The following is a 26,569-nucleotide window of genomic DNA, read 5'->3' as shown; positions in this document are numbered from 1 at the left end:
CCACAGTATCTCCAATAGTATAGCATACAGTCCTTGGAGAGGGACTATAAACACTACTACTTTATAATACGAGGAGGTGGAATATGAACCAGCAGAAAATAGGAGAATACATTGCCAAAAAAAGAAAAGAACATAATATGACCCAAATACAGTTGGCAGAAAAGCTTGGGGTCTCAAATAAGACCGTATCAAAATGGGAAAACGGAAAGTGCATGCCTGATTACTCTGTCATAAAACAACTATGCCAGACACTTGACACGTCTGTAGGCGAGTTGCTGAATGGGGATGATGCGGTCAATAAAGCTGTAATGGAGGATCAGACCTTCTCCATTTTAGAAAGAATTTCTGTACTTGAGAAAGAACGGATTTATTTTATAGGTATCGGCCTTGTTTTCATGGGAATACTGCTGTTAGTTCTCTCAAAATTTATGGGAGGTACGAATGTACAGGATTTTATCTCGGGATTATTATTCGGTATCTCGCTGGGCGAGATTCTGGTCGGCATTTTTGTGATAATAAGAAACCTTGTTCAAAGGAACGCCGGATGAGAAGAAGGGACTGGAATAAGAAGAATGTCCCGGAACTGTGCAATGCGAAACATACTGCTGTGCACGCAGTGAAGAGTCATGACATAGACAACAAAATCTAAAAAAAATACACATTGCTATTTTCCCCATTTTGTTATATTCTTATAATTACCGCGAAAGACGAACTGAGACAACCAGGGCAGTGCACTCCCGGAGTCACAGGCGGCAATTGAAATACCAGGCAGAGCCTCGTAAGACCCTGCAGGGGAGGAGAATAAGACAGAGGATAAAGGAGGAACCGGCATGTGTGAGAGAACCGTTCGCTTCAATGAAATCAATGAAATTAAGGAGTTTGTGAGCGCGGCATGCCGATGTAATTTTGACATCGACGTTGTCAGCGGCAGGATTGTGATTGACGCTAAATCCATTCTGGGTATGCTGAGCCTGAACTGGGAAGAGGAACTCCGTGTGGTTTATGAAGAACAGGACCCGCATTTTGAGAATGTTTTACAGAAATATATGACCAGTTGAACAGAGTTGGATAAAATGGAACAAACCCCGCCTGCGGATACCGCTGCATGTTGATATGCTGCTGTATCTGTACAGGCGGGACTTTTTTATTTTGCCAGTTTCCGGTATTCTCTGGGCGAGAATCCCAGCTTCTGGTTAAAGAGATTGATCAGGCTGTTGCTGCTCTGGTACCCCACTTCATAAGCAATCTCCTCCACGGTCATGGAGGTACGGGCCAGAAGGATTTTAGCCTGGTCAAGACGTGTATTGATCACATAGTCTATAGGGGACAGGCCTGTCTCCTCCTTAAAGCGGTGTGAAAAATAATAAGTGCTGAGATTCGCAATGTCTGCCAGTTCCTCCAGCGTGATCTTATCCCCTACATGACTTCTGATATAACGAATCGTCTTTTCTATAGAAGTGTCCTCTTTCTGGTTATGCAGTTCCCTTTCACTGAGAAGCTGCAGCAGCTTATAAATCCTCATGGAGCTGTCAAACATATTTTCAACTCCGTCCTGCTCGTAAAACTTTACCATATTATAAATCAGGTTCCCCACCAGGGCATTATTCTGGTTCCGTATCAGCGGTCCGAATAATTTAAGGATATGTCCGCAGATCTCGTGGGAGTTGGAACCGTCAAAATGGATGTACACAAATTCAAGCCCTTCCATTGCCTGATAATAATGGGGCCTGGCACAGTCCAGAAGCACCACATCTCCTTTCTTCGCGTCAAATGTTTCCCCTTCATATTCCACATGCAGAGTCCCTTCTCTTATATAAGCCACAAGCAGCGGCGGAAAGTACTCCCTTCTCATAAAATACCTTCCTGTACAGAAATAATGCCCGCACCAGGTAGGGTAAAAGTACAACTGCCTGGCTGTATCGGAAGGAGTAAAAGAGAAGCAGACGGAGCGGGCCAGTACACCCGTATCTACACTTTTCATATCTATCCCCTTTCCTGTATTTTTACCCCATTATAATCTTTTTGCGTGATAAAAGCAATATCCATGAACTTTTTGGCAAAAATCCATATTTAAAAGCACGCTGTATATGCGTATAATACAACTATCGAAACAAACAAACCAATACGAAACACAAAACACCGCAGCAGCTCAGATACCTGGACGACAACGGTATTCAGCCATAAAAATCGCCTTATGGCAGGCTGATTTCCGCAGTCCATACGTCTTTTGACGGGCAGCGCAGAAATTGCGCAGACCTTGCCTGACCTGCTGCAGACATCACCAATATACAGAGAAAATGGCCGTTTTCATGGTGGGTCAACTGCGTGCAGTTGGAAAACAACAAAAAGAATAAACAATTAATAAAAAAGCAAATTAATGTGAATTTATCAGGAGGATATTATAATGTTAAACGGAGAAAAAAGAATCGAGAGACCGCTGCGCTGGGGAATGATCGGCGGAGGAAGAACAGGCAATGTAGGTTACAAACACAGACTGGGAGCACTGAGAGACAATACGGCATACGAGCTGGTGGCAGGAGCCTTTGACCTTGACTTTGAGCGCTGCAAAGATTTCGGAATGAATCTGGGCGTGGCTGAGGACCGTTTATATCCGGATTACAAGACCATGTTTGAGGAGGAAGCAAAACGTCCTGACGGCGTGGAGGTAGTTTCTATTGCAACACCAAACTTTACACATTATGAAATCACCAAAGCAGCTCTGGAAGCAGGACTTCATGTGATCTGTGAAAAACCGCTGTTCTTCAAAGTGGAGCAGGGAGAAGAGATTAAAGCCCTGGCTGAGAAGATGAACAAGATTGTGGGCGTTACATACGGATTTTCAGGAAGCCAGCTTCTCCTTCAGATGCGCCAGATGGTACAGAACGGAGATCTGGGAGATATCCACATGGTAGAACTTCAGTATACACACGGCTTTGCCTGCGATGAGATTGGCGACAAAGTTTCAGAAGGTCAGAAATGGCGTGTTGACCCGGAAAAATCAGGCCCATCCTTTGTACTTGGCGACCTGTCAACACATACCTTCTACATGTCAGAGCTGATCTGTCCGGAATTAAAGCTGAAACAGGTTCTCTGTGACCGCCAGAGCTTTGTAAAATCACGGGAACCCCTTGAGGACAACGCTTATGTTCTGATGCGCTATGATAACGGTGCCGTGGGACGTATGTGGGCTTCTGCTGTCAATGCCGGCTGCATGGACGGACACAGGATCCGCATCGTAGGCTCCAAAGCCTCCGTTGAATTCTCCGACAACCAGCCAAATGAACTGCTCTACCAGGTGCAGGGCGAGCCGATCCGCAAAATGATTCGCTCCATGCCGTACCTGTACGACGAATGCAATGCGGACGAACGCCTGGGTGCCCTGCATGCAGAGGGACTTCCGGAGAGCTGGGCAAATATTTATCTGAAATTCGCCATTGCCATTGACGCGAAAAACAGAGGCGATGAAGAAACTTTGAAAAATCTTGTGTACCCGGGAATCGACGCCGGTATCGAAGGCATCCGCTGGGTGACAAAATGTGTGGAATCCGCTGATAAAGGCGGCGTTTGGGTAGATTTTAAATAATCGGAAAAGAGGAGGAAATAAGAATGCAGTTAGCCATATGTACAGATGTTTTTGCGGATTTATCTTATACAGAGATGCTTGATAAAGTAAAGGCTCTCGGAATTGACGCAGTGGAAATGACAGCGGGAGGCTGGGGCGCCCGTAAGCACTGCGACACAGCCAAACTGCTGGCGGACCCTGCGAAGCTTGAAGCGTTCAAAGGTGAACTGGAGAAGAGGGGCATGCGCATTGCTGCCCTGAACACCTCCTGCAATCCCCTCTGGCCTTCCGAGACAGGAGAGGAGTACAAAAGGTCCATGTATGCCTGCGTGGATCTGGCAGAAAAGCTGGGGGTCAGGAAGATCGTAGCCATGGCCGGACTGCCGGCAGGCAGCGAGACAGACACCACACCGAACTGGATTACATCCACCGTTTCATGGCCGGATTTCATGGCGCCGGCCTATGAATACCAGTGGAAAGTCACCATTGCCTTCTGGAAGGAATTTGCGGAGTATGCTAAGAGTCACAATATTGAGCAGATTGCCATAGAAGAGTTCCCGGGAACCATGGTGTGGTCAGCAGAGACCATGCTGAAGCTGAGAGAGGCAACAGATCCCATCATCGGTATTAACCTGGACCCCTCCCATATGATGGTCCTGGGTGCTGATCCCATTGCCGCGGCGCGTGCGCTGAAAGGCTGTATCTTCCATGTACACGGCAAAGATGCCCGCATTGAGCGCGGACTGGCAGATACAAACGGCATTCTGGAACCGAAACCCGTGACAGAGTCTGCGGACCGTGTCTGGAATTACGTTGCAGTGGGCTGCGGAAAAGACCTGCAGTGGTGGAAAGAATTCTTCTCCGTACTCAGCATGATGGGTTATCATGGAGATGTATCTCTGGAAATGGAAGACCTGACCATGTCTGTGGAAGCTGGAGTAAACACCTCCATAGATGCCCTTCGCCAGACAATCAGCCGGTAAAGTAGGAGGAACAACCATGAAAATTGCATTTGACGTTGATGTCCTGGCAAAGCAGATGGACATCAACCGGATGGTGCATCAGGTGGCGGACTGGGGATATCAGTATATCGAACAGTCCCCCCACCCCCGCATCAATCCCTTCTATAAACATCCTCTCTTTTCAAAAGAATGTGAGGCTGAATACCGCAGAGCCCTGAGAGAGACAGGTGTGGAGATATCTTCCTTCATTGTGGTATACCGCTGGTCAGGCCCCACAGAGGAGGAGCGTCAGTTTGCAGTGCACAACTGGAAACGTATGATTCAAATTGCCGGGGATATGGGTGTGAAAGTCATCAATACAGAGTTGTCCGGGGATCCGAACCGGCAGGAAATCTGCAATGGCATGTGGTTCAAATCCATGGAGGAGCTGCTTCCCATAATAGAAAAGGAAGACATCCGGGTGGAAATCCAGTCCCATCCCTATGATTTCTGTGAGCTGAACAATGAGACCTGTGATATGGTGAAATCCTTCCGCTCCAGACATTTGGGATATGTGTATTCTTCCCCTCATGGTTTCTTCTATGATGAGGGAAAGGGAGATGTGCGTTCCATGCTGCACTACGCAGGAGATGAGCTGACCCATGTACTCTTTGCGGATACCTTTAACCAGACCCTGGACTGCCGCTATATTGCCAATCCCCCGTGGCTGAACGGACGTGGGAAAGCGGATGTGACCATTCACCAGCACCTGGCTATGGGTGAGGGAGATGTGGACTTTAATGGCATCTTTGAAACCCTGCGGGAGATGGATTTTGCCAATAAGCAGTTTGGTCAGAGTGCGCCGAAGGCAGGCGGTGACAACATTGCCTGTGTATCCATGTTCGGATTCCCGGAAAAAATGGACCGCCAGGCGCCTGAGGCAAGGGAGAGAATCGAGAGAGAACTTCTCTGAGAAGAGAAAGGAATGGAGAAGCGGTATGAAAAATGAAAACACTACAGGAATACAGCAGTCAGGCGGGAAACTGGGCTGGGGAACACGTGTAGCCTACGGATGCGGCGATACGGCCTGCAATGTGGTTTTCGGTATGATCAGTACGCTGCTCACACTGTTTTATACGGATTATGTCGGAATCAGCGCTGCCACGGTAGGTCTGGTCATGCTTCTGTCACGTATGTTTGACGGCGTATCAGATGCGGTAATGGGCATTATTGTGGAGAAGACAAATTCCAGATGGGGAAAATCCAGGCCCTGGCTTTTGTGGATGTGCGTTCCCTACGCAGTCTCCGCGGTACTTCTGTTCACGGTACCCCACACAAAAGCACTGCTGCAGTTTTTATATATGTTCGTCACTTATAATTTCTGTACCACGGTATGCTATACAGCCATCAACCTTCCGTACAGCAGCCTCTCTGCCATGATGACAAGAATCTCATCGGAGAGAGACATGCTGAGCATTGTCAGGATGGGCCTGTCGCCCTTCGGCCGTATTTTGGCAGTGACCTGCACCATGCCGGTAGTAAAATTATTCGGGGATGACCAGGCAGCGTGGGCCAAGACCATGGCCTTATGGGCAGCCATTGCCCTGGTGCTTCTGCTCATATGCTTTAAGAACTGTGAAGAGACGGTTGAGATCGAGGCTAAGAAAAGACAGGCAAAGGTGCCGGCAAAACAGGCATTTAAGGCGCTGGTATGCAACCAGTATTTTTGGGCGGTTGTGGTTTTGTGGACCATGCAGAACGCCATTTACTGCATCACCGGGACCATACTGCCCTATTACTGCAAGTATGTTTTTGAAAATGACACCTGGATGTACAGCACTCTTTACCTGACAGAGACACTTTTGATCGTGGCAGTGACCTTCTGCTGTCCTGTCCTGCTTAAGAAATTCGGGAAAAGAAATATGTCCCTGGCCGGTATCTGGCTGGCCCTGATCGGACAGCTGATCTTCTTCATTAATCCGACAAGCTTTCCCTGGATGGTTATGAGCTGTGTCATCCGGGCACTGGGGCTTGCACCGCTCAATGCTGTGGTATTCGGATTCCTGGGGGATGTGGTGGAGTTCGGACAGTGGAAGACGCATCTGCGGCAGGAAAGCCTGATCTTTGCGGGGAGTTCTGTGGGCATGAAGGTGGGAGCCGGCCTGTCCTCAGCGATCATCACCGGACTTTTATCAGCGGCCGGATATATCAGCTCCTCTGCAGGCGCTGCTGTACAGCCTCAGTCCGCGGTGGATATGATCATCAACATTTATAAATTCGGCCCTCTGGTGGTGTGGGTTACGGTACTGATCACACTGACACTCTATAAGCTGGATAAAAAATATCCTGCCATCATGCAGGAACTTATTGAACGAGAGTCCCGGGGTGAGTTATAATAATACTGTAAACATATGGGAACCATAGATAATGGAATAACTGGAAAGCCATAGCATCCGGCAGGATTATATGTCTGATATGCCTATGGGATCATCAGTCAGGAGGGATTCATATGCAGGAAAAGACCATCATCACCATCAGCCGCCAGTTCGGCAGCGGCGGCAAGGAGATTGCGGAAATACTGGCAGAGAAAATGGGTGTGCGCTGTTACGACCGCCAGATCCTCTATCTGGCAGCGGAGAAAATGGGGGACACAGAAGTGGACATTGAGTCCATTCTGGAATCTGCCTACCGGACACCCGACAGCAGCATAGGAAGTATGGGGACCTATGGTTTTGAGGCAGTTCCCTACTATAATAAAATGTTCCGGGAGCAGGCTAAAGCGATTCTGAAGATCGCGGAGAAAGGCAGCGCCGTATTTTTGGGAAGATGCGCGGACGCGGTACTGAGGGGGCATCCGGACTGCTTTTCCTTCTTCATCTACGCCGATGAGGAATTCCGCAGGGAAAGGGCCGGGACCCACTACGGCAGCCAGTCATTAAAAGAGCTGGAAAAGGAAAATAAAACAAGAGAGCGCTATTATAATTACTACACAGGGCAGAAATGGGGAGACCCGCAGAATTATGACCTGATGATCAATACCAGCAGATTTTCTCCGGATGCAGCCGCGGAGCTGATCTTGGATTATATTGAGAAGAGACAGGAAGCCTGAGAAAATCAGGGGGATTTAAACCGGAGGACCGTGCGATGAGAAATTGCCCGGTCCTCCGACTTTTTTCTTGTACTTCCGGGTAAGCGTGCTATAATGATGAAATACGGTAAACGATTCAGCAGGTCTTCGCATTTACTGCGCGGAACGGTTACAGTATACAAAAAACCAAAGGGGGCGCATTTCCATGGATATCAAATTGATCATGGCTATTATTACTATCACGCTTGCACTTGTTTTCTATACGATAGGTGTTTTTTCTGAGAGAAAGGCACATATCCTGAAGAAACAACATGTTTTCATCTTCTGGCTTGGCCTTGTCTTTGACACCACAGGTACTACCATCATGAGTTTTATCACAAAAGAAGGAGCCGGAGGACAGACCGGCATGGGGCTTCATGGCATTACAGGTGCTCTGGCAATCGTTCTTATGCTGTTTCACGCGCTGTGGGCAACCCTGGTGCTGGTGAAAAAGGATGAGAAGAAACAGGAAAGCTTTCACAAGTTCAGCATTTTTGTCTGGCTGGTTTGGCTGGTGCCCTATATTCTGGGGATGATCATAGGTATGAGCCATTGATTGTTATTATCAGCATCTGATGTCTGTTTGTTAAGCTCATAGAATATTTCATTTATGGGCGTAACAAACGGACAGACATTCTGTACACTTCTTATTTAGCAAACAGTCCTTCCAGATCAGGGAAACGGTTATACATTTCCTGCATTTTCTCTACGTTCACAATATATTTTGTCATCAGGCGTTCCAGATATGGATTGCATCCTTTGACTTCAATCTCTGTTTTCCATGTACTATGGGGCTTAAGCGCATCCTTCATCTGCCTTACAAATTTCTGAACCATTTCGCGCTCTTTGGGGCCGGTATTCTCTGTGGTCACATAGAACACCATCTGTTCAATCTCTGAAACCATTCTCCATAGAGTATTCAACAGACTTCTGTAGCATTCCATCTCTGCTGACGGATTCTTTGTCAGATATTCCATTGCCTGCCCATATGTCAGATTGAACTGCGCCAGGGCATCACTCATGATCTCATAGTCAATGGGGCGGAGACTTCCTATGTTCAGGAAATCCAAATAGCTGTACTCCATATGTATCACTTCCCGCAGATTAAACCGGAATTGCCCATACAGGCTGGTGGGAAAACAAAATCGATTCGCAAGCAGGACAAACACAACCGCGGTTATGACATAAATGAGCCGTAATTCAACCGCAGTTGTACTGTTTAAAGAAAGAGTGGTAAGCGTCAGCGCAAAGCCGGTTGAAAAGAAAACCTGCAATATGCTTCCCGGCACAAAACTGTACATAAAGGAGACCATAACTGCGGCCAGGATGAAATGTGCCGTCATCCCATTTAGATTCATCAGCACAAAAAAGACAAATGTACTGCCAAGAAAAGTACCGATCACCCTGTTTTTCAGACGCCGGGTACTCTCCTCATACATTGGCTGAACAAGGAGAAACGCATTCAGAGGGAGCCAATAGGAATGGCTGATGTCTAACAGCCTGCAGATAAGAAAACTCAGGGAAAGTACAAGGGACAGCCTGAGTGCAAACCGCATCTCAAATTGTTCCGGTCTGAGCCGTGCCTTTTTTTCTTTCCAGAAGCGTTTCCAATTAGCAGTATAATGGACGGTTTTCTGCTCCTTTGATGTGATTAGAGTCAATGCCATGACGAGCAGATGCAAAAAATTCCCCATATACGTCTGCAGCCGTTCACTGACATCATCTGTCTCATTTGAGAGTTCTCCGGCCCTTTGGATGAGAGCTTCGTTATCTTTGCTGTTCAGGCTTATTTTTATTTCTTCCATATAATCGGCCATTTTGCCAAAGAGACGGACATCCGCATTGCTGAATTTTTCTTCAAGCTGGAGATAATCCAGGATAAAATAAGCGGTTCTCTGAAATAAAAGCGCAAATATATATGGAATGCTTCCGTTTGTATCAGAGTGCTGGCTGGCTGCCGCGCCTGCATGGAAGCTGTTCTGTACAGATGCCATTTGTAAAGAGATATCCTTTATCCGTTCTCCACTGGCAAGACTTCGGAATCGTTTTGCCGCAATCCCAAACCCCTCCCGCACAGCCAGGTATTCCCTGTGTTTTCCTTTCAGGACCGTGACAATTCCAAGCGCTGCTGCCAGAAATATAAGAAGAATGGCATATACCAGAATCTGCTTTCCAAAGCCTGCAAAGCTGACCGGTCTGAGCTGGAGGAATACAAATCCCATGGCGTTTACAAAATACCCTTTTTGATTAAAACGGGTCGTTCTGAGCACCACCAGAATAAAAGGGACCATAGCATTCAGTATGATACATAAGGGCAGGTTCCGTGTGGCCAGAAATGCCAGGACGCACATTAAAAGCTGTTCTGCTATAATGATCAGGATTCCTTTTAATGTAAATCGTTTCTGATAATTCACTTTGAAAATCGTTGTACAAACAGAAACCAATAACAGGTAGGATGTTCCGAACAAAAAAATAACACAATAGAACAACACCAGAAAGAACAAGATCACCGGAAGTGCATTCCACAGATCACTGCCGAATCTTTTTAAATACTTTTTTGATTTTACAAACATTTCATCATTTCACTATCCAATCTTTTTTCATAAACCGGTCTTTTCTTTGTTTTCTGTACCGGTAAAAGTATAACATATTTCTTAATGAATTAGATATATATTCCGTTTTTTTATTTTTTGCTGCCGGCCGGTACGGAAGCTGCTTTCATATCGCGCCGCGTCCCATGAGGAAACACCTCCCGGAACAGTAACCTGCAGATACCATAGATTCAGAAAGACAAAATTTCCGGCTTTACAAAAAACAGGAAATGTGCTAGCATGAAATTTATAGTGGAAACACGAGGACGGAGAGAGTACGTGCAGATTTTTCTTTTACAGAGAAGTTCCGTATGCTGAGAGGAACGAAGAAAACTGTGCCGAAGATGGCTCCTGAGAGGCGCACCGAACGGAACCTGACATATTGTGCAGGGGAAGCCAGGCTGCGACAGGTTCCGCCTGTTACAGCGGAAAGGTATGCAGGTACCTGATAAGGTCTGTGCTGTGAGGCACAGATGAAAAGAAGTGGTAACACGGGTTAACGCTCGTCTTCTCAGAATGAGGGGATGGGTGTTTTTTTATTCTTCCACAGAAAAGTAAAGGAGATAAAAAATGGACAGGAAAAAATATTATATTACTACAGCGATTGCCTACACCTCAGGCAAACCGCACATTGGCAACACCTATGAGGCTGTTCTGGCTGACAGCATTGCCAGATTCAAAAGACAGCAGGGCTATGACGTGTTCTTCCAGACAGGAACAGACGAGCACGGACAGAAAATCGAGATGAAGGCAGAGGAGGCAGGCGTGACCTGCAAGGAATTTGTAGACCAGGTATCCGGAGAGATTAAGAATATCTGGGATATGATGAATACCTCTTATGATAAATTTATCCGCACCACAGACGACTATCACGAGAAACAGGTACAGAAGATCTTCAAAAAACTGTATGACCAGGGCGATATCTATAAGGGACATTACGAGGGAATGTACTGCACCCCCTGTGAGTCTTTCTTCACAGAGTCCCAGCTTGTGGACGGCAAATGTCCGGACTGCGGGCGCCCGGTGACACCGGCGAAAGAGGAGGCATATTTCTTTAAAATGAGCAAATATGCCCAGCGTCTGATCGACCACATCAATGAACACCCGGAATTTATCCAGCCGGTTTCCAGAAAAAATGAGATGATGAACAACTTCCTGCTTCCGGGTCTTCAGGATCTGTGCGTGTCCAGAACCTCTTTCAAATGGGGAATCCCGGTAGATTTTGACCCGAAACACGTGGTGTATGTGTGGCTGGATGCCCTCACAAACTATATCACCGGAATCGGATATGACTGTGACGGGGAGAGCACAGAGCAGTTTAAGAAAGACTGGCCTGCTGACCTGCATCTGATCGGCAAGGACATTATCCGTTTCCATACCATTTACTGGCCCATCTTCCTGATGGCTCTCGATCTGCCCCTTCCGAAACAGGTATTCGGACATCCCTGGCTCTTACAGGGCGACGGCAAGATGAGCAAATCCAAAGGAAACGTTATCTACGCAGACCAGCTTGTAGACTTCTTCGGTGTGGATGCTGTGCGCTACTTTGTGCTCCATGAAATGCCTTTTGAAAATGACGGAGTCATCACCTGGGAGCTGATGGTGGAGCGCCTGAATTCAGAGCTTGCAAACACCCTCGGAAACCTGGTAAACCGCACTATCTCCATGTCAAATAAATATTTCGGCGGAGAAGTATCCAGCACCGGAGTGACCGAACCGGTTGATGAGGATTTAAAGGCAGTTGTGCTCGGAACAAAGAAAAAAGTGGCGGACAAGATGGAGGAACTTCGTGTGGCAGACGCTATCACAGAGATCTTCGCCCTGTTCAAACGCTGCAACAAATACATTGATGAAACCATGCCGTGGGCACTTGCCAAAGACGAGAGCAAAAAGGACCGTCTGGCAGAAGTGCTTTACAATCTGGTTGAAGGCATCTGCATCGGTGCTTCCCTGCTGGAATCCTTCATGCCTGAGACAACAGAGAAGATTCTGTCCCAGTTGAATGCATCTAAGAGAACTTATGAAGAGCTGGATACTTTCGGGTCCTATCCTTCAGGCAATAAAGTGACAGAGAAGCCGGAAATTCTCTTTGCCCGCCTTGATGTAAAAGAAGTCATGGAAAAAGTAGAGGCTATGCGCGCAGCCGAGACAGCGGCAGACGCACCGAAAGAGGAGCAAAAAGAGGAAGAACCGGTGGTGGATATTGAAGCAAAACCGGAAGTGACATTTGATGATTTCATGAAAATGCAGTTCCAGGTGGGCGAGATCATTGCTTGTGAGGAAGTAAAAAAATCCAAAAAACTGCTCTGTTCCCAGGTGAAGATCGGAAGCCAGGTAAAACAGATCGTCTCCGGAATCAAATCCAATTATAAGCCGGAGGACATGGTAGGAAAGAAAGTAATGGTACTGGTGAACTTAAAGCCTGCAAAACTGGCCGGAATCCTGTCAGAGGGTATGATCCTGTGCGCAGAGGGACTGGACGGCGAGCTGGCACTCATGACACCGGATAAGGATATGCCTGCCGGCGCTGAGATCTGCTAAGAGACAGAATAGAAATATATACCGCGGGGATGTGCTGTGAATGGCACATTTCCGCGGCGTTTTTTATTTTATCAAGTCTTCCTGTAACTCACGGGTGACACCCCTGTCTGTTTCTTAAAAATCCTGCTGAAATACAGCGGATTGTCATACCCAACCAATGCCCCAATCTCACTGACCGTATAATCTGTGGTCTCCAGAAGTTCCCTGGCTCTGCGGATGCGGACGGAGGTGAGATACTGCAGGGGCGGCACGTTGGTGTACTGTTTAAAACTTCTGATAAACCAGCAGGTGCTCATATGCTGCTGTCTGGCATAGTCTTCGATTTTTATATCCCGGTAATAATTTTCATTAAAATAGTGGATGGCCTTTTCCATCTCCTTCTGAATCCTGTGCCGCTCCCCGGGGCCTTCGATCCGGTGGCGGCGTACCAGGAGCAGAAGCTGTTCCAAAAGGAGGGGGAGCAGATCCTCATAGGCCGGACGGAACACCTGAAGTTCCCGTATCATCTGGAAAAACAGGTCCCTGTATTCGGAAAAAACACCGGCATACAGAATTTGATTTTGTGCAAATCCGGCGGCATCCAGTAAGGCTTCTGCCCGGTACCCTGTAAAGTGTACCCAGAAGGCCTCCGGTTTATCTTTTCCATAGTAGACATACTCCTGTCGGACGAAGGGGCGCAGAAGGACCATGTTTCCCTCGCCCACTTCAATCTTTTCCTGGCCGAAAGTGAACCAGGCCCGCCCGGAGGCAATGTAGATAAGCTGGTAATCAGCCCGCCCTTTGGGCCTGAGCGTTGACATGGAAGGACGGGAGATGACCCTGTATATCCCGCTGCTGTTTATGCGCAGGGGGATCTGTGGGTTTTCCAGATCTGTTTCCGCATGGTTTAAATATCCGGTATTAACGTACATAGGCAGATGCTCCTTTGTTCCTTAAACTGCTTTTATTGATTGTATCATTTTGTGCATGTTTTGTCTAATACAGGATATGGATTTTGCTGTGACGTATTTTATAATAGGCAGTATGAGGTGACTTTTTGGCAGGCCTGCGCATTTCCTGCGCGGGCGCGGAACAGTTACAGTAAAAAATATATTTTCAGGAGGGCTATGACCAATGATTGTACCCAGATATTATGAGAACCTTCACATGCTGCACGAGAACACCATGCCGAACAGGGCTTACTATATCCCTGCAGGCACACAGAGAGACGATCTGTGTGAGAACAGAGAGAATTCCGACAGATTCCAGCTTTTAAACGGCAGCTGGAAATTCAAATATTTTGACAGCATCTATGACTTGAAAGAGGAATTTTTCAGAGAGGGATACCAGACGGGAAGCTTTGATGAGATTCCTGTGCCGGGATGCTGGCAGAATTTCGGATATGACAGACACCAGTATACCAACACACGTTATCCGTTCCCCATGGACCCGCCGTATGTGCCTCAGGAAAATCCCTGCGGAGCCTATGTGCATACATTCACCTATGCAGAGGATGAAAATGCGCCCAAAGCTTACCTGAACTTTGAAGGCGTGGATTCCTGCTTTTATGTATGGATAAACGGCAGTTATGTGGGATACAGCCAGGTGTCACACTCCACAAGTGAATTTGACGTGAGCAGCTTTTTAAGAGAGGGTGAGAATACCCTGGCCGTTCTGGTTCTGAAATGGTGCGACGGCAGTTATCTGGAGGACCAGGATAAATTCCGCATGAGTGGTATTTTCAGGGATGTATATCTGCTGAAACGTCCCGCACAGGGAATCTTTGATTATTTCCTCACAACAGACATTGCGCCGGATGGAAAGAGTGCGTCAGTCGATGTGGCAGTGACTTATTTTAACGAGGCAGTTCCTGTAAAAATCTCTGTTTACAATGCAGAGGGCAGTCTGGAAGCAGAGAGCAGCCGGGTATCAGAGGACGGCAGGATCCGCATGACCCTTGAAAATCCGGTTCTCTGGAACGCGGAGGAGCCGTATCTGTACAAAGTAGTGCTGGAAGCTGCCGGAGAGGTTATCACAGACCGTATGGGTATCCGTGAAATCTGTACCAGAGACGGAGTGGTTTACATAAATGGAGTAAAGGTGAAATTCCATGGCACCAACCGCCACGACAGCGATCCTGTTACAGGGTTTGCCATCAGCCTGGAACAGATGAAAAAAGACCTGCAGTTAATGAAAGAGCACAACATCAACTGCATCCGTACCAGCCACTATCCAAATGCGCCGCAGTTCTATCAGCTCTGTGACGAATACGGCTTCTTTGTTATTGACGAGGCGGACAATGAGAGCCACGGAACCGCTGATATCTATATGGAAGATGATTCCTGGGAGGAGAGGGCTTCCAGATGGAATCAGGCCATTGCGGATAACCCTGCATTTACGGAGGCGACTGTGGACAGGACACAGCGCTGTGTGCACAGAGATAAGAACCGTCCGTGTGTAGTGATCTGGTCCATGGGAAATGAATGTGCATACGGCTGTACTTTTGAGGCGGCACTGGCCTGGACAAAGGAATTTGACCATACCAGACTGACTCACTTTGAGAGTGCCCGCTACACATCCAAGGATAAAAAATACGATTATTCCAATATAGATCTGCACAGCCGTATGTATCCGGCTATTGAGGAGATCCACGACTACTTTGCAAAAAACCCGGATAAACCTTTCGTTATGTGCGAATACTGCCATGCAATGGGCAACGGCCCCGGAGATTTTGAGGATTATTTCCAGGTCTTCCAGCAGTACGACGGCGCCTGCGGCGGTTTTGTATGGGAGTGGTGTGATCATGCCATTTACATGGGCAAGACCATTGAAGGAAAGAAAAAATACGCGTACGGCGGCGACCACATGGAGTACCCGCAGGACGGCAACTTCTGTATGGATGGTCTGGTATATCCTGACCGCACACCGCATACAGGCCTGCGCGAATTCAAAAATGTACACCGTCCGGCCAGAGTAGTTTCTTTTGACCAGGAGAAGAAAGAGGCAGTTCTGCACAATTATATGGATTATGTAAACTTAAAGGACTACCTCTATATAACTTATACGGTAAACTGTGACGGAAGCATGATCGGGGAAGGATGCATCTGCCCGGATGACATGCCTGACATCAGCGCTCATGAAGAGGGTGTGATTGCCCTGGATTATGAGGTTCCGGAAGCAGGTAAATGTTACCTGAAGCTGGAATATTATCTGAAGAATGCCACAAGATTTCTGCCGGAAGGCTTTAAACTGGGCTTTGATGAGATTCAGCTCCAGACAAAGGATATGAGAAACCAGAAGGCAGTGAAGATTCTGGAAGTGACAGAGGAATCCGGAGAGGCGGGCAAAGAGGCAGGGCAGCCGCCTGTATTCAGCGTAGCCCAGGATGACAGGAATCTGTTCGTAAGCACAGACAAATTCTCCTATACTTATGACAAGCTGACTGGTCTCTTCTCTGAACTTAGTTATGTAAACTGCAAGGTTCTGGAGCGCCCGATGGAATACAACATCTGGAGAGCACCCACAGACAATGACAGAAATATTAAGAACATCTGGAGAAAAGCGAAGTACGACAAGATCGTGACAAGGGCCTACCGCACAGATTACACGGTTCTGGAAGAGGAAGTACAGATCCACACAGTTCTTTCCGTATCAGCAGTTATCATCCAGAGAATCCTGGATATTGATGCCACATGGACGATCCGTGCCAACGGAAGGATTGACGTGAAGCTGGATGTGAAGAAAGACCCGGAATTCCCGGAACTTCCGAGATTCGGCCTGCGCCTGTTCCTGCCCCGCGATATGGCGGACATCACATACTATGGACTTGGCCCTGTGGAGAGTTATCAGGATAAACGCAGAGCCAGCTATCATGATGAGTTCCATGCCGCCGTAAAAGAGCTGCATGAGGATTATATCCGTCCGCAGGAGAACGGCAGCCACGATGACTGTGATTATGTAAAGGCTGAGGGCAGCAGGATCAGCCTGGCAGCAGTGGGCGCAGATACCTTTGCCTTCAATGCGTCTGTATACACACAGGAGGAGCTGACGGAAAAGGCACATAATTATGAGCTGAAAGCCTCCCCCTACACAGTGTTCTGCCTGGACTACCGCCAGAACGGAATCGGCTCCAACAGCTGTGGACCGAGACTTCTGGAAAAGTACCGTTTTGTTGAAAATGAATTTACCTTTGCAATCAGCCTGCTTCCGGTGGTAAAATAAACAGAATAATTGAAAATATAAAATGGGGATGCGGCCGGCTCTCTCTGCGAGACAGCAGACAGGGCGGGCGGCAGCCCCATTTTCGTACGCGGGATTTTCTGATGCGGGCTGTTTGCGCACAGGAAACACAGGACAAAATGTTTATTCATGGAGGATACTATGTGCAGCAGAATTGAAATGGAAGGCCCTGTTTATAATACACGGGATCTGGGAGGGTATACAGTAAAGGACGGCAGGACGATCAGACACTGCCGCCTGTTAAGAAGCGGTGCCCTTGGAAAATGTACAGAGTCTGATATCAGACAACTGACAAAGGAGTATGGATTGAAAACAGTGGTGGACTTAAGGACAAACGGTGAGAAGACAGAACTGCCGGACCCGGAGATAATAGGGGTGGAATTCATACATAATCCTCTTTTAAGTGATGCCATGCTGGGAATCACCAGAGAGGGACAGGAGCAGGCGGACAGTCTTTCAGCCATGATCCTGGAACTGCTGAAGGAGGCGGAAAACCATCCAAAGGAAAACATGGAAAAAATTTATCTGGCTCTTGTCTCAGACGATTTTTCCGTCACCGGACTGAAGCATTTCTTTGATATCCTTTTAGCTCAAAAAGAAGGGGCTGTCCTCTGGCACTGCTCTGCGGGAAAGGACCGGGTAGGTACAGCCACTGCCCTTCTGCTGACTGCGCTTGGCGTGGAACGGGAAGTGATCATCCGGGACTATCTTCTGACAAATGGATATCTGGAACCGGAGACAGAAGCCATGGTCGCAAAAGTAGCTGCAAAAGTGCAGAATGAACGCATTCTCAATGGAATCCGCATTCTAAACGGCGCGGAGAGAAGTTATATAGAATCCATGTTCGCGGAGACGGAGAGACAGTGCGGAAGTACCGAAGCATATCTGAGGGAGAGGCTGGGGCTTACTGACGAGAAAACAGATATGCTGAGGGAGATGTATCTGGAATAGAGGGCAGAAGGCAGATGTGTGGTACCTCTCACGTTTACGCCTGCCGGGAGAGGTATCACGGATACAGAATATTGTATGATTTCAGTTTACGGGGGCAGTCTCATTGGAAAATGGGTATCTATTCAGCCAGCTAAATTAATAGGTACGGGTATTTGTCCGTTAGAGGTCGATTTGCGATAGGACGAATACCCGCTGTCACCACTCTTATGCATGGCGAGTGCAGTAAATACATAAAGTTAACTGCACAGTTATAAAAATTGAATTATGGATTCAGCAATGATATCAGGTGCTTCCCGGTGAACATAATGGCCGCATGTCAAATCAATGAAATGGGCATTACCATTAGCGGAAAAATATTCTCTGTGTATTCTGCCCCATGCAGGTACTGCTTTTAAATTTGTCTTGTCATTTGACAGAAAGCACAGCAGGGGAACCTGAGGGCATTTCCCACTTTCAACTTTATCAGCATTTTCTTTTACATAGTCTATTTCATCCATCATATTTTTGCTCAGCAGTTGTCTGGAAGTAATAACTTCCATTGCCGCCCGTTCCGCTTTATCCAACAGATTATTCTTCACAGCAGGATGATTTTTGACCATAGCAGCTGCAAGCGGCCTGCGCAGAAGATGTCCAAACCGGGCCAGGAGCGGAAAGTATTTTGGTATCTCCATAATCCGATATACCTGAGGAACAGCCATGTCAAGTCCAATGATGGCAGAGACTTCATCCGAATATTTTTGAGCCCAGTATATAGCTTCCAGGCCGGAAAGGGAATGGGCTGCCGGAATAAATGGACCGGCTATATCTGCCTGCTTTAAAACTTCCCGTGTTTCTTCCAGAATGGTGTCAATATCCCGCGGATGACTGGTCTGCCCGCTCCATCCATACCCCGGGCGTTCGACTGCCACGATGTAAAAACGGTCCTTCAGCAAATGCCATAACGGTTTAAAATCGTATGTAGGACATTCTGTGCCGGAACCGGACAGGAATACAATTGTGGGATGTATTGCCGTGTCTGAAGGGGATATAGAGAAGACGTGCATATATGTATCGTTAACTTTTACCATTTTGCCCGGAGCATTCATATTTTCCTCCTAATTGATTTAACAATTTTCCCGTATCACTCTGCAGGGACTTCCCACAGCGACACTGTTGTCAGGAATGGATTTTGTCACTACACTTCCTGCGCCGATGACCACATTGCTGCCGATGGTCACACCGGGCAGAATCACAGCGCCGCCGCCAATCCACACATTATCGCCGATAATAACAGGTGCGGTCCTGGTCTTGCAGAAAGAGAAACTGCCGTCCTCCTTTAAGGGGCCGAACCGGTCTGCCGCGTTGGTGGGATGGAAGGCTGTGTAAATCTGCACATTTGGAGCGATCAGCGCATTATCGCCGATCTCGATTCTGTTGTCATCCAGAAAGGTGCAGTTCATATTCACTTCACAGTTATTTCCGATATAAATATTGTTCCCGTAATCCACATAAAAAGGCGCGGTGATCCACAGATTGTCACCTCGGCCGCCCAGAAGACGGTTTAAGATGCGGTCCTTTTCCTCCAGATTCTCAGACGGAAGCCCATTATATTCCCGAATCAGATTTTTAGCCAGGTGCCATTGTTCTAAAAGCTCCGGGTCACCGCAGTCATACAGCTCTCCGGCCAGCATTTTCTCTCGCTCTGTCATTTCTCATCCTCCATAACTATCCGCCGTGGTATTTTAGCAGGACGGTGATATTTTTCCGCGTTTTTTTAATTATAAGTGTTCTATATTCTTTAAGCAAGGAAAACATTTCTTTCAGATAAGACATTGACACATTGCTACCATGTGGTACAATGTAGTTATATAAGGTACTAGGTGATACAAAGTAGAGGCGGTGAGAGAATGTATGACAAGTCACAGCTTATGAGGGGGACACTGGAAGGATGCATTTTAAAGATTATAAGTCTGGAGACAACGTATGGATATGAGATCGTGACAAAGCTACAGGGTTTTGGCTTTGGAGATATGAAGGAAGGTACTATCTATCCGCTTTTGGTACGTCTGGAGAAAAAGAAGATGATATCATCCACTATCCGCCCATCCCCATTGGGTCCCAGCAGAAAATATTATTCACTTACGGAAAGCGGAAGGGAACTTCTTGGAGAATTTGAAACGTGCTGGCATCAGGTGACAGAGACGGTAGACTCTATTTTGAAGCAGGGGGTGAACATATGAATGCAGGTGTAGAGGTTATTTTTCATAATCCTTATCTGAAAATCAGAAGGAACAATAAAGATGAAGCCGCAAAACTGGCAGGTCCTGACTGGAATGTATTAAATCTACTGATGAAAGCTTTAAGTCTGCCGAGGATTGGCTTATATGACCAGGAGCTCATTAAAAGAGATTTGATTGCAATGGCAAAAGAGGCGCGGGAGAGAGGGGAATCTCTGGCTGATATCATAGGAGAAGATCCCAAATACTTCTGTGATTCACTGGCAGAGAGCACTGGTGCAGCGACTGTCGGCGAGAAACTGCTGTACTGGCTGGAACTGTGTGTGAGTAATCTTTGGTTTTGGGCTATTGTTTTATTCCTCGAGTATACGCAAGAAAATGGAATCATGGAAATTCCGGTTGTATTTGGTTCTGTATATATGGCATTATTATTTTGCATCAGCGGAATCCAGATATTTGTGAGCAGTAAATACGTGTTTGGCAGAAGAATGCAGAGGCTGGTTCCGGCAGCGGCAGGTTTTCTGGGAGCAGCACTGTGTTGTCTGCCGCTGTATATTTTTAATGATCAGCAGGATTTGGTCTGGGAAATTCATGCCGGCATTGTGTTCGGCGTACAACTGCTGCTTTTTCTTTTGACAAAGCTTGTATTTTATATTCATATGTATCATGAGGCGGTGAAGGACGGCGGCTGACAGGAATATTTTACAAATTTATCATTGACAGTTCAAAAGCAATCGGTTATAGTATCCATTAATAAGAGGGAGTAGCTGGCGCCGTCGGCGTTTGCGATATCGTCAATCTCGATGGGAGAATATCCCGTCCGTATCGTGATGAAACAGCGAGACTTTTATTGCATGCTTGTTGTGCAGTAAAAGCCTCGCTTTTTTGCGTTGCAGGCCATGAAAAACCAATGGTTATGGCAGGGCATACGAGTAAAAGGTATGAAAGAGGTTTTTACAAAGCACACTAGAGATAAGCAGTACGTATCCACACATGGAACCATGGCAGCACAGCATGGGTTCCGCAAAAAACGTTTGGAGGAGAGCGAATGAAAGAATTTTATCAAATGTCGAGGACAGAGGCGCAGAAAACCATTAATGGAAGCACGCAGCCTCTGACAAACGAACAGATTAAGGCCAATCAGGAAAAATACGGCCCCAATGCTCTGTTGGAAGAAAAGAAAAAATCCATCCCGCAGATTTTTCTGGAGCAGTACAAAGATTTTCTTGTGATCATCCTGATCGTGGCAGCCATTGTTTCCGGTGTTCTTGGCGAAATGGAGAGTGCCATTGTCATCCTGGTGGTCATCACCATGAATGCCATTCTCGGAACAGTCCAGACCGTGAAGGCAGAGCAGTCTCTTGACAGCCTCAAAGCCATGTCAGGGCCTGAGGCGAAGGTCCTGAGAAACGGCGATGTGGCGAAGATACCCTCTGACCAGGTGACTGTGGGCGACATTGTCATGCTGGAAGCGGGCGACTATGTCCCGGCTGACGGACGGATCCTTGAAAATGCCAGCCTTAAGGTAGATGAGAGTGCCCTGACAGGTGAGAGCCTGGGCGTGGATAAGACGGAAGACCCCATCGAAGGCGAGGTACCGCTGGGTGACAGAACCAACATGGTATTCTCAGGAAGCTTTGTCTCTTACGGCCGCGGCTCCTTCCTTGTAACCTCCATAGGCATGGAGACAGAAGTGGGAAAGATCGCTAAACTGCTGAAAACCACTTCCGAGAAAAAAACACCGCTGCAGATGAACCTGGACCAGTTCGGCCAGAAGCTGTCCATCATAATTCTGGTTTTCTGCGGTATCTTGTTTGGAGTCAGTGTTTTCAGGGGAGAATCCTGGGGAGAGGCATTCTTGTTTGCCGTAGCGCTGGCTGTTGCGGCCATACCGGAGGCACTCAGCTCCATTGTCACCATTGTGCTTTCCTTCGGAACGCAGAAAATGGCAAGAGAACATGCCATTATACGAAAACTCCAGGCAGTGGAAGGTCTGGGAAGTGTATCTATTATCTGTTCAGACAAGACAGGTACCCTGACCCAGAACAAGATGACAGTAGAATACTACTATGTAGAAGGCCGTGAGATTCCCGCGGAAAATATTGACCTGGATGACCCGGCACAGAAGCAGCTTCTCCGCCACAGTATTCTCTGCAATGACTCCACCAACAAAAACGGCGAGGAGATCGGAGATCCCACCGAGACAGCCCTTATCAACCAGGGAGATAAGCTGGGACGCCCTGCGGAGGTGGTCCGCGACAAGTATCCCAGATGCAGCGAGGTGCCTTTTGACAGTGACCGTAAGATGATGTCCACCCTTCATAATTTAAGAGAGGGTGCCACCATGATCACAAAAGGCGCGGTGGATGTTCTGTTGAACCGTGTCTGTTCCATACAGAAAGATAGCGGGATAGTCCCCATCACAGAGGAAGACCGCAGAGCCATCGAAGAGCAGAACCAGAAGTTTTCCGGAAACGGACTCCGTGTTCTGGCATTTGCCTATAAACGGATGGAGGCCGGCACACAGCTCTGTGTGAACGATGAAGATGATCTGGTATTTCTGGGACTGATCGCCATGATGGACCCGCCGCGTGAAGAGTCCAAGGCCGCGGTTGAAGAGTGTATCAGTGCAGGCATTAAGCCTATCATGATAACCGGTGACCACAAGGTGACAGCAGCAGCCATTGCAAAACGTATCGGCATTCTGAAGGATGAATCCGAAGCCTGCGAGGGCGCTGTGATTGAAAATATGACGGACGAGGAGCTGCAGAATTTTGTGGAAGGTATATCCGTCTATGCACGTGTTTCACCGGAACATAAGATACGCATTGTCAGGGCATGGCAGGAGAAGGGAAATATTGTCTCCATGACAGGTGACGGCGTCAATGACGCACCCGCTCTGAAGCAGGCCAATATCGGTGTGGCCATGGGCATAACGGGAACCGAGGTGTCCAAGGATGCCGCTTCCATGGTCCTGACGGATGATAACTTTGCAACCATTGTCAAGGCAGTGGAAAACGGAAGGAACGTATACAAGAACATAAAGAGTGCCATCCAGTTCCTGCTCTCAGGCAACTTTGCGGGAATCCTGGCGGTACTGTACGCGTCCCTGGCAAACCTGCCCGTGCCGTTTGCGCCGGTACACCTGCTGTTTATCAACCTGCTGACAGACAGCCTTCCGGCTATTGCGCTGGGGCTGGAGCCTCACACCAAAGATGTCATGAAGGAAAAACCGCGTCCTATGAATGAATCCATACTGACGAAGGATTTTCTCTCCTATATCGGGACAGAAGGTCTTGTTATCGGTATCATGACCATGATCGGTTTTTACATCGGCTATCAGGAGAGCCCGCTCCTGGCCATGACAATGGCATTCGGAACCCTGTGTACCTCCAGGCTGGTGCATGGATTTAACTGTAAATCCGTAAGACCTGTTTTATTTACTAAGAAATTCTTTAATAATATTTACCTCATCGGTGCATTTGTGTTAGGATTAGTATTAATCACCTCTGTGCTGATGATTCCGGGGCTGCACAAAATTTTCAGCGTGCAGACATTGGATATGGCACAGCTTTTCACAGTGTACGGCCTGTCCATTGCAAACCTGCCGGTTATCCAGGCGCTGAAATGGGTACGTGCGAAACTGAAAAAGTAATCAAAGAGGGGAGAAGGAGAGGAGAAGTATGAACCTGAATAAAAAAGATATGAAGAATCTGATGCTTCTGATTCTGTTTGCAGTGGTTGTCTATGTGGGAATACAAAGGGCAGATGTACTGCTGGTCTTTGCACGTTTCATGGTAGGGATAGCCTATCCTTTCCTTCTGGGAGCCGCATTTGCCTTTGTACTGAATGTTCCCATGAGCTTTCTGGAAAAGAGACTTTTCGGAAGTGCCGAGAGTAAAGGAAAGATGAAAAAGCTGGGACGCCCGCTGAGTCTGATCCTCTCCCTCATTCTGGTGGTGGGCGTAGTGCTTGTAGTCATCCTTGTGGTTGTACCGGAAATGGGTCAGACCTTTATGAGTGTGAGTGCCAGCATAGAAGCCGCCATACCAAGGCTTCAGACTTGGGCTGTGGAAACCTTCCACAACAACAAACAGATTGCTGAGTGGATCCAGAACCTGGAATTTGACTGGAATTCCATAATCGGCACAGCAGTTGACTTCTTGAAAAACGGTGCCGGAAATGTGCTCAACTCCACAGTGGCAATGGCACGCACAGTGGTCAATGTACTTATGAATTTTTTCATCGCCCTTGTATTTGCCGTATATATCCTTCTGCAGAAGGAAAAGCTGACGGTGCAGGTTCAGAAAGTTTTCTACGCTTTTCTGTCTGCAAAGATGGTGAAAAAGGTTCTGGAGGTGTGTTCCCTCAGTTACAGGACATTTGCCAGCTTTGTCACCGGTCAGTGTCTGGAGGCAGTGATCCTGGGAACCATGTTTTTCGTATCCATGACCCTGTTTCGTTTCCCGTACGCTATGCTGATCGGTATACTGATTGCATTTACAGCGCTGATTCCCATATTCGGAGCGTTTATCGGCTGTGTTGTGGGTACCTTTCTGATATTGGTGGTGGATCCCATGAAGGGGCTGGCATTTATCGTGCTGTTTCTGGTGCTGCAGCAGATTGAGGGGAATCTGATCTATCCTCATGTAGTCGGGAACTCGGTGGGGCTGCCCTCTATCTGGGTGCTGGTGGCAGTGACCGTGGGCGGCAGTCTGATGGGTGTTGTGGGTATGCTGATCTTCATACCGCTTACATCTGTTGTGTACGCGCTGTTCCGCCAGACCGTTTACAAGAAATTGAAGGAGCGGAATATTCATGATATTTGAGACACATGCACATTATGATGACGAGGCGTTTGACGGGGACAGGGACAGCCTCTTAACCTCCATGGCGCAGCACGGAATCGGAACGATCATCAATGTGGGCGCCAGCCTGCGGGGTGTGGAGGATACGGTCAGGCTGACAGAAAAGTATCCTTTTGTCTACGGAGCAGTGGGCGTTCATCCCGACGAGGTGGGCAGCCTTGATGAGGAGAAAATAAAATGGCTCAGAAGCCTGTGTGATCTGGAGAAGATCGTGGCAGTGGGTGAAATTGGCCTTGACTATTATTGGGATAAGGAACATCATGAGGTCCAGAAAAAATGGTTTGTCCGCCAGATGGATCTGGCAAAAGAGACCGGGCTTCCCATTATTGTACACAGCCGTGATGCGGCAAAGGACACACTGGATCTTATGAAAGCAGAGAGGGCAGATAACCTGAAGGGCGTGATCCACTGCTATTCCTATTCTGTGGAACAGGCAAAGGAATACATGAACATGGGGTATTATCTGGGCGTAGGCGGAGTCGTCACCTTCAAAAACGGAAAGCGGCTGAAAGATGTGGTGGAATACGCACCGCTGGATTATCTTCTGCTGGAGACAGATGCCCCGTATCTGGCACCTGAACCCTACAGAAGACACAGAAACTGTTCTGTGTATCTGACTTATGTGGCGGAGGAGATTGCCAGGATCAAGGGCGTTTCCTATGAAACTGTGGTGGATGTGACCAGGGAAAACGCCAAAAAGCTGTTTGGTATATGATAGGGAGGAAGCGTCAGCCGTGAAGTCGGGCAGAGCGGCCTTAAACAAGAGGGTATTGTAAAAACGTATTTTACAACACCCTCTTGATTTTTTGTATACCGATTGGTATAATAATAGGCAGAACAAAGGATGAAAATAAAAAACAAAAGATAGATACAATGCAGAACAGCCGGGAGGCAGTTATGGATAATAAAGAATTGATATTAAAGTCGGCGCTTGATCTGTTTTATGCCAAGGGGTATGATGCGGTGGGCGTCCAGGAGATCGTGGATAAGGCCGGAATCTCCAAGCCAACTTTATATTACTATTTTGGAAGCAAGCTGGGACTTTTGCAGAATCTGCTGGAGACAGGATATCAGGAGTTTGAAAGCAGGCTGATCGATATAGCCAGGCCGGGGGAAAGCCTTCCGGGTGTGCTTTATCAGGCAGCGCGGACATTTTTTGACTATGCTGCGTCCAATCAGAAATTCTATTTATTCATGCTGTCTCTGTTTTATTCCGGAAGAGAGAACGAGGCCTATAAGACGGTTTCGCCCCTTATAGAGCGGTATTATAAGATCATTGTGAAGATATTTGAGGATGCATCCCCCCAATTGGGGAACATGCGGGGGCGGCAGGAATTATTTGCCGTGGGGTTTACAGGTGTGCTCAACCATCATATTATGACAGTGAGCTACGGGCTATCCGAAGAGGAAAGATTTGAAATTTCTGATGAGACCACATATGAGATTGTGCATCAGTTTATGTATGGGATATATTCGTAGTCAAGGAATGGCGTTCCTGCATGGTTTGTCTGGGCCTGCCGCATCGGGCAGAGCCGGAAAAGGAGGAAACGAAAC

At 47.5% G+C, this 26,569-nt stretch carries 22 protein-coding genes; 17 read left to right on the top strand and 5 right to left on the bottom strand.

Annotated elements, in window-relative coordinates:
• Window positions 1–83 precede the first annotated feature (83 nt).
• Entirely contained in the window at window positions 84–548 is a 465-nt protein-coding gene (locus WMO65_RS11240) for a helix-turn-helix domain-containing protein (RefSeq protein ID WP_033142935.1), read from the top strand.
• Window positions 549–830: 282 nt separating this feature from the next.
• Window positions 831–1,058, top strand: a complete 228-nt coding sequence (locus WMO65_RS11235) for an HPr family phosphocarrier protein (RefSeq protein ID WP_033142934.1) — start codon at window positions 831–833, stop codon at window positions 1,056–1,058.
• A gap of 86 nt (window positions 1,059–1,144) precedes the next feature.
• On the opposite strand, the gene WMO65_RS11230 is transcribed toward WMO65_RS11235, so the two are convergent.
• On the bottom strand, window positions 1,145–1,981 hold the full coding sequence (locus tag WMO65_RS11230) for an AraC family transcriptional regulator (RefSeq protein WP_033142933.1): 837 nt from the start codon (window positions 1,979–1,981) through the stop codon (window positions 1,145–1,147).
• Window positions 1,982–2,404: 423 nt separating this feature from the next.
• Between WMO65_RS11230 and WMO65_RS11225 the strand changes: the two genes are divergently transcribed.
• The 6 genes from WMO65_RS11225 to WMO65_RS11200 all read left to right on the top strand — a co-directional run bounded on the left by WMO65_RS11225 (window position 2,405) and on the right by WMO65_RS11200 (window position 8,186).
• On the top strand, window positions 2,405–3,583 hold the full coding sequence (locus WMO65_RS11225) for a Gfo/Idh/MocA family protein (RefSeq protein ID WP_148391958.1): 1,179 nt from the start codon (window positions 2,405–2,407) through the stop codon (window positions 3,581–3,583).
• Between the two features lie 23 nt (window positions 3,584–3,606).
• Window positions 3,607–4,545, top strand: a complete 939-nt coding sequence (locus WMO65_RS11220; RefSeq protein WP_033142931.1) for a sugar phosphate isomerase/epimerase family protein — start codon at window positions 3,607–3,609, stop codon at window positions 4,543–4,545.
• 16 nt (window positions 4,546–4,561) lie between these two features.
• Window positions 4,562–5,476 carry a sugar phosphate isomerase/epimerase family protein gene (locus tag WMO65_RS11215; protein ID WP_148391957.1) on the top strand — a complete coding sequence of 305 codons (915 nt, stop codon included), beginning with the start codon at window positions 4,562–4,564 and terminating at the stop codon, window positions 5,474–5,476.
• 25 nt (window positions 5,477–5,501) lie between these two features.
• Entirely contained in the window at window positions 5,502–6,899 is a 1,398-nt protein-coding gene (locus WMO65_RS11210; protein ID WP_033142929.1) for an MFS transporter, read from the top strand.
• Between the two features lie 113 nt (window positions 6,900–7,012).
• The gene (locus WMO65_RS11205) at window positions 7,013–7,612 is read left to right on the top strand and encodes a cytidylate kinase-like family protein (RefSeq protein ID WP_118593840.1); all 600 of its coding nucleotides are present in this window, start codon (window positions 7,013–7,015) and stop codon (window positions 7,610–7,612) included.
• A gap of 184 nt (window positions 7,613–7,796) precedes the next feature.
• Window positions 7,797–8,186: an HsmA family protein gene (locus WMO65_RS11200; protein WP_054350387.1), complete on the top strand. Its 390-nt coding sequence runs from the start codon at window positions 7,797–7,799 to the stop codon at window positions 8,184–8,186.
• A 91-nt stretch (window positions 8,187–8,277) separates the two neighbouring features.
• Here the strand turns inward: WMO65_RS11200 and WMO65_RS11195 are convergent, their stop codons facing one another.
• Window positions 8,278–10,203: an FUSC family protein gene (locus tag WMO65_RS11195; RefSeq protein ID WP_148391956.1), complete on the bottom strand. Its 1,926-nt coding sequence runs from the start codon at window positions 10,201–10,203 to the stop codon at window positions 8,278–8,280.
• A gap of 588 nt (window positions 10,204–10,791) precedes the next feature.
• Here WMO65_RS11195 and metG point away from each other — a divergent pair.
• Window positions 10,792–12,762 (top strand): methionine--tRNA ligase, encoded by a 1,971-nt coding sequence (gene metG / locus WMO65_RS11190; protein WP_148391955.1) that lies wholly within the window; start codon window positions 10,792–10,794, stop codon window positions 12,760–12,762.
• Window positions 12,763–12,833: 71 nt separating this feature from the next.
• On the opposite strand, the gene WMO65_RS11185 is transcribed toward metG, so the two are convergent.
• Window positions 12,834–13,673: an AraC family transcriptional regulator gene (locus tag WMO65_RS11185; RefSeq protein WP_148391954.1), complete on the bottom strand. Its 840-nt coding sequence runs from the start codon at window positions 13,671–13,673 to the stop codon at window positions 12,834–12,836.
• Between the two features lie 202 nt (window positions 13,674–13,875).
• Here WMO65_RS11185 and WMO65_RS11180 point away from each other — a divergent pair, with 202 nt between their 5' ends.
• The gene (locus tag WMO65_RS11180; protein ID WP_148391953.1) at window positions 13,876–16,962 is read left to right on the top strand and encodes a glycoside hydrolase family 2 TIM barrel-domain containing protein; all 3,087 of its coding nucleotides are present in this window, start codon (window positions 13,876–13,878) and stop codon (window positions 16,960–16,962) included.
• Window positions 16,963–17,121: 159 nt separating this feature from the next.
• Complete coding sequence (locus tag WMO65_RS11175) at window positions 17,122–17,931, top strand: tyrosine-protein phosphatase (RefSeq protein ID WP_187370554.1); 810 nt, start codon at window positions 17,122–17,124, stop codon at window positions 17,929–17,931.
• Between the two features lie 248 nt (window positions 17,932–18,179).
• Here WMO65_RS11175 and WMO65_RS11170 read toward each other — a convergent pair whose 3' ends face one another.
• Together WMO65_RS11170 and WMO65_RS11165 are read right to left on the bottom strand one after the other, a co-directional pair.
• Window positions 18,180–19,016, bottom strand: coding sequence for an alpha/beta fold hydrolase (locus WMO65_RS11170; protein ID WP_148391951.1), 837 nt, complete (start codon window positions 19,014–19,016; stop codon window positions 18,180–18,182).
• An 18-nt stretch (window positions 19,017–19,034) separates the two neighbouring features.
• Window positions 19,035–19,619, bottom strand: a complete 585-nt coding sequence (locus WMO65_RS11165) for a sugar O-acetyltransferase (RefSeq protein ID WP_148391950.1) — start codon at window positions 19,617–19,619, stop codon at window positions 19,035–19,037.
• Between the two features lie 198 nt (window positions 19,620–19,817).
• On the opposite strand from WMO65_RS11165, the gene WMO65_RS11160 reads away from it, so the two are divergent.
• The 6 genes from WMO65_RS11160 to WMO65_RS11135 all read left to right on the top strand — a co-directional run bounded on the left by WMO65_RS11160 (window position 19,818) and on the right by WMO65_RS11135 (window position 26,494).
• On the top strand, window positions 19,818–20,150 hold the full coding sequence (locus WMO65_RS11160; RefSeq protein WP_148391949.1) for a PadR family transcriptional regulator: 333 nt from the start codon (window positions 19,818–19,820) through the stop codon (window positions 20,148–20,150).
• A complete protein-coding gene (locus WMO65_RS11155) occupies window positions 20,147–20,839 on the top strand; it encodes a hypothetical protein (protein WP_148391948.1) in 693 nt (230 codons plus the stop codon). Before WMO65_RS11160 ends, WMO65_RS11155 begins: the two co-directional genes overlap by 4 nt.
• Window positions 20,840–21,195: 356 nt before the next feature.
• On the top strand, window positions 21,196–23,802 hold the full coding sequence (locus tag WMO65_RS11150) for a cation-translocating P-type ATPase (RefSeq protein WP_148391947.1): 2,607 nt from the start codon (window positions 21,196–21,198) through the stop codon (window positions 23,800–23,802).
• A 28-nt stretch (window positions 23,803–23,830) separates the two neighbouring features.
• Window positions 23,831–24,976 (top strand): AI-2E family transporter, encoded by a 1,146-nt coding sequence (locus WMO65_RS11145; RefSeq protein WP_033142913.1) that lies wholly within the window; start codon window positions 23,831–23,833, stop codon window positions 24,974–24,976.
• On the top strand, window positions 24,966–25,730 hold the full coding sequence (locus tag WMO65_RS11140) for a TatD family hydrolase (RefSeq protein ID WP_033142912.1): 765 nt from the start codon (window positions 24,966–24,968) through the stop codon (window positions 25,728–25,730). The genes WMO65_RS11145 and WMO65_RS11140 overlap by 11 nt, the downstream gene beginning before the upstream one ends.
• Window positions 25,731–25,912: 182 nt before the next feature.
• Entirely contained in the window at window positions 25,913–26,494 is a 582-nt protein-coding gene (locus tag WMO65_RS11135) for a TetR/AcrR family transcriptional regulator (protein ID WP_033142938.1), read from the top strand.
• The last annotated feature ends 75 nt before the right edge of the window (window positions 26,495–26,569 follow it).

The organism is Blautia caccae (assembly GCF_040095955.1).
In the GTDB taxonomy this organism is placed as follows: domain Bacteria; phylum Bacillota; class Clostridia; order Lachnospirales; family Lachnospiraceae; genus Blautia; species Blautia celeris.
Note: the sequence above shows the minus strand (reverse complement) of the source record. Positions and strands in the feature narration are given on the sequence as shown.

Bases quoted from the DNA above. Each gene is read 5' to 3' on its own strand.
- WMO65_RS11240 (WP_033142935.1), top strand. From the start codon at position 84: ATGAACCAGCAGAAAATAGGAGAATACATTGCCAAAAAAAGAAAAGAA.
- WMO65_RS11235 (WP_033142934.1), top strand. From the start codon at position 831: ATGTGTGAGAGAACCGTTCGCTTCAATGAAATCAATGAAATTAAGGAG.
- WMO65_RS11230 (WP_033142933.1), bottom strand. From the start codon at position 1,981: ATGAAAAGTGTAGATACGGGTGTACTGGCCCGCTCCGTCTGCTTCTCT.
- WMO65_RS11225 (WP_148391958.1), top strand. From the start codon at position 2,405: ATGTTAAACGGAGAAAAAAGAATCGAGAGACCGCTGCGCTGGGGAATG.
- WMO65_RS11220 (WP_033142931.1), top strand. From the start codon at position 3,607: ATGCAGTTAGCCATATGTACAGATGTTTTTGCGGATTTATCTTATACA.
- WMO65_RS11215 (WP_148391957.1), top strand. From the start codon at position 4,562: ATGAAAATTGCATTTGACGTTGATGTCCTGGCAAAGCAGATGGACATC.
- WMO65_RS11210 (WP_033142929.1), top strand. From the start codon at position 5,502: ATGAAAAATGAAAACACTACAGGAATACAGCAGTCAGGCGGGAAACTG.
- WMO65_RS11205 (WP_118593840.1), top strand. From the start codon at position 7,013: ATGCAGGAAAAGACCATCATCACCATCAGCCGCCAGTTCGGCAGCGGC.
- WMO65_RS11200 (WP_054350387.1), top strand. From the start codon at position 7,797: ATGGATATCAAATTGATCATGGCTATTATTACTATCACGCTTGCACTT.
- WMO65_RS11195 (WP_148391956.1), bottom strand. From the start codon at position 10,203: ATGTTTGTAAAATCAAAAAAGTATTTAAAAAGATTCGGCAGTGATCTG.
- metG (WP_148391955.1), top strand. From the start codon at position 10,792: ATGGACAGGAAAAAATATTATATTACTACAGCGATTGCCTACACCTCA.
- WMO65_RS11185 (WP_148391954.1), bottom strand. From the start codon at position 13,673: ATGTACGTTAATACCGGATATTTAAACCATGCGGAAACAGATCTGGAA.
- WMO65_RS11180 (WP_148391953.1), top strand. From the start codon at position 13,876: ATGATTGTACCCAGATATTATGAGAACCTTCACATGCTGCACGAGAAC.
- WMO65_RS11175 (WP_187370554.1), top strand. From the start codon at position 17,122: ATGTGCAGCAGAATTGAAATGGAAGGCCCTGTTTATAATACACGGGAT.
- WMO65_RS11170 (WP_148391951.1), bottom strand. From the start codon at position 19,016: ATGAATGCTCCGGGCAAAATGGTAAAAGTTAACGATACATATATGCAC.
- WMO65_RS11165 (WP_148391950.1), bottom strand. From the start codon at position 19,619: ATGACAGAGCGAGAGAAAATGCTGGCCGGAGAGCTGTATGACTGCGGT.
- WMO65_RS11160 (WP_148391949.1), top strand. From the start codon at position 19,818: ATGTATGACAAGTCACAGCTTATGAGGGGGACACTGGAAGGATGCATT.
- WMO65_RS11155 (WP_148391948.1), top strand. From the start codon at position 20,147: ATGAATGCAGGTGTAGAGGTTATTTTTCATAATCCTTATCTGAAAATC.
- WMO65_RS11150 (WP_148391947.1), top strand. From the start codon at position 21,196: ATGAAAGAATTTTATCAAATGTCGAGGACAGAGGCGCAGAAAACCATT.
- WMO65_RS11145 (WP_033142913.1), top strand. From the start codon at position 23,831: ATGAACCTGAATAAAAAAGATATGAAGAATCTGATGCTTCTGATTCTG.
- WMO65_RS11140 (WP_033142912.1), top strand. From the start codon at position 24,966: ATGATATTTGAGACACATGCACATTATGATGACGAGGCGTTTGACGGG.
- WMO65_RS11135 (WP_033142938.1), top strand. From the start codon at position 25,913: ATGGATAATAAAGAATTGATATTAAAGTCGGCGCTTGATCTGTTTTAT.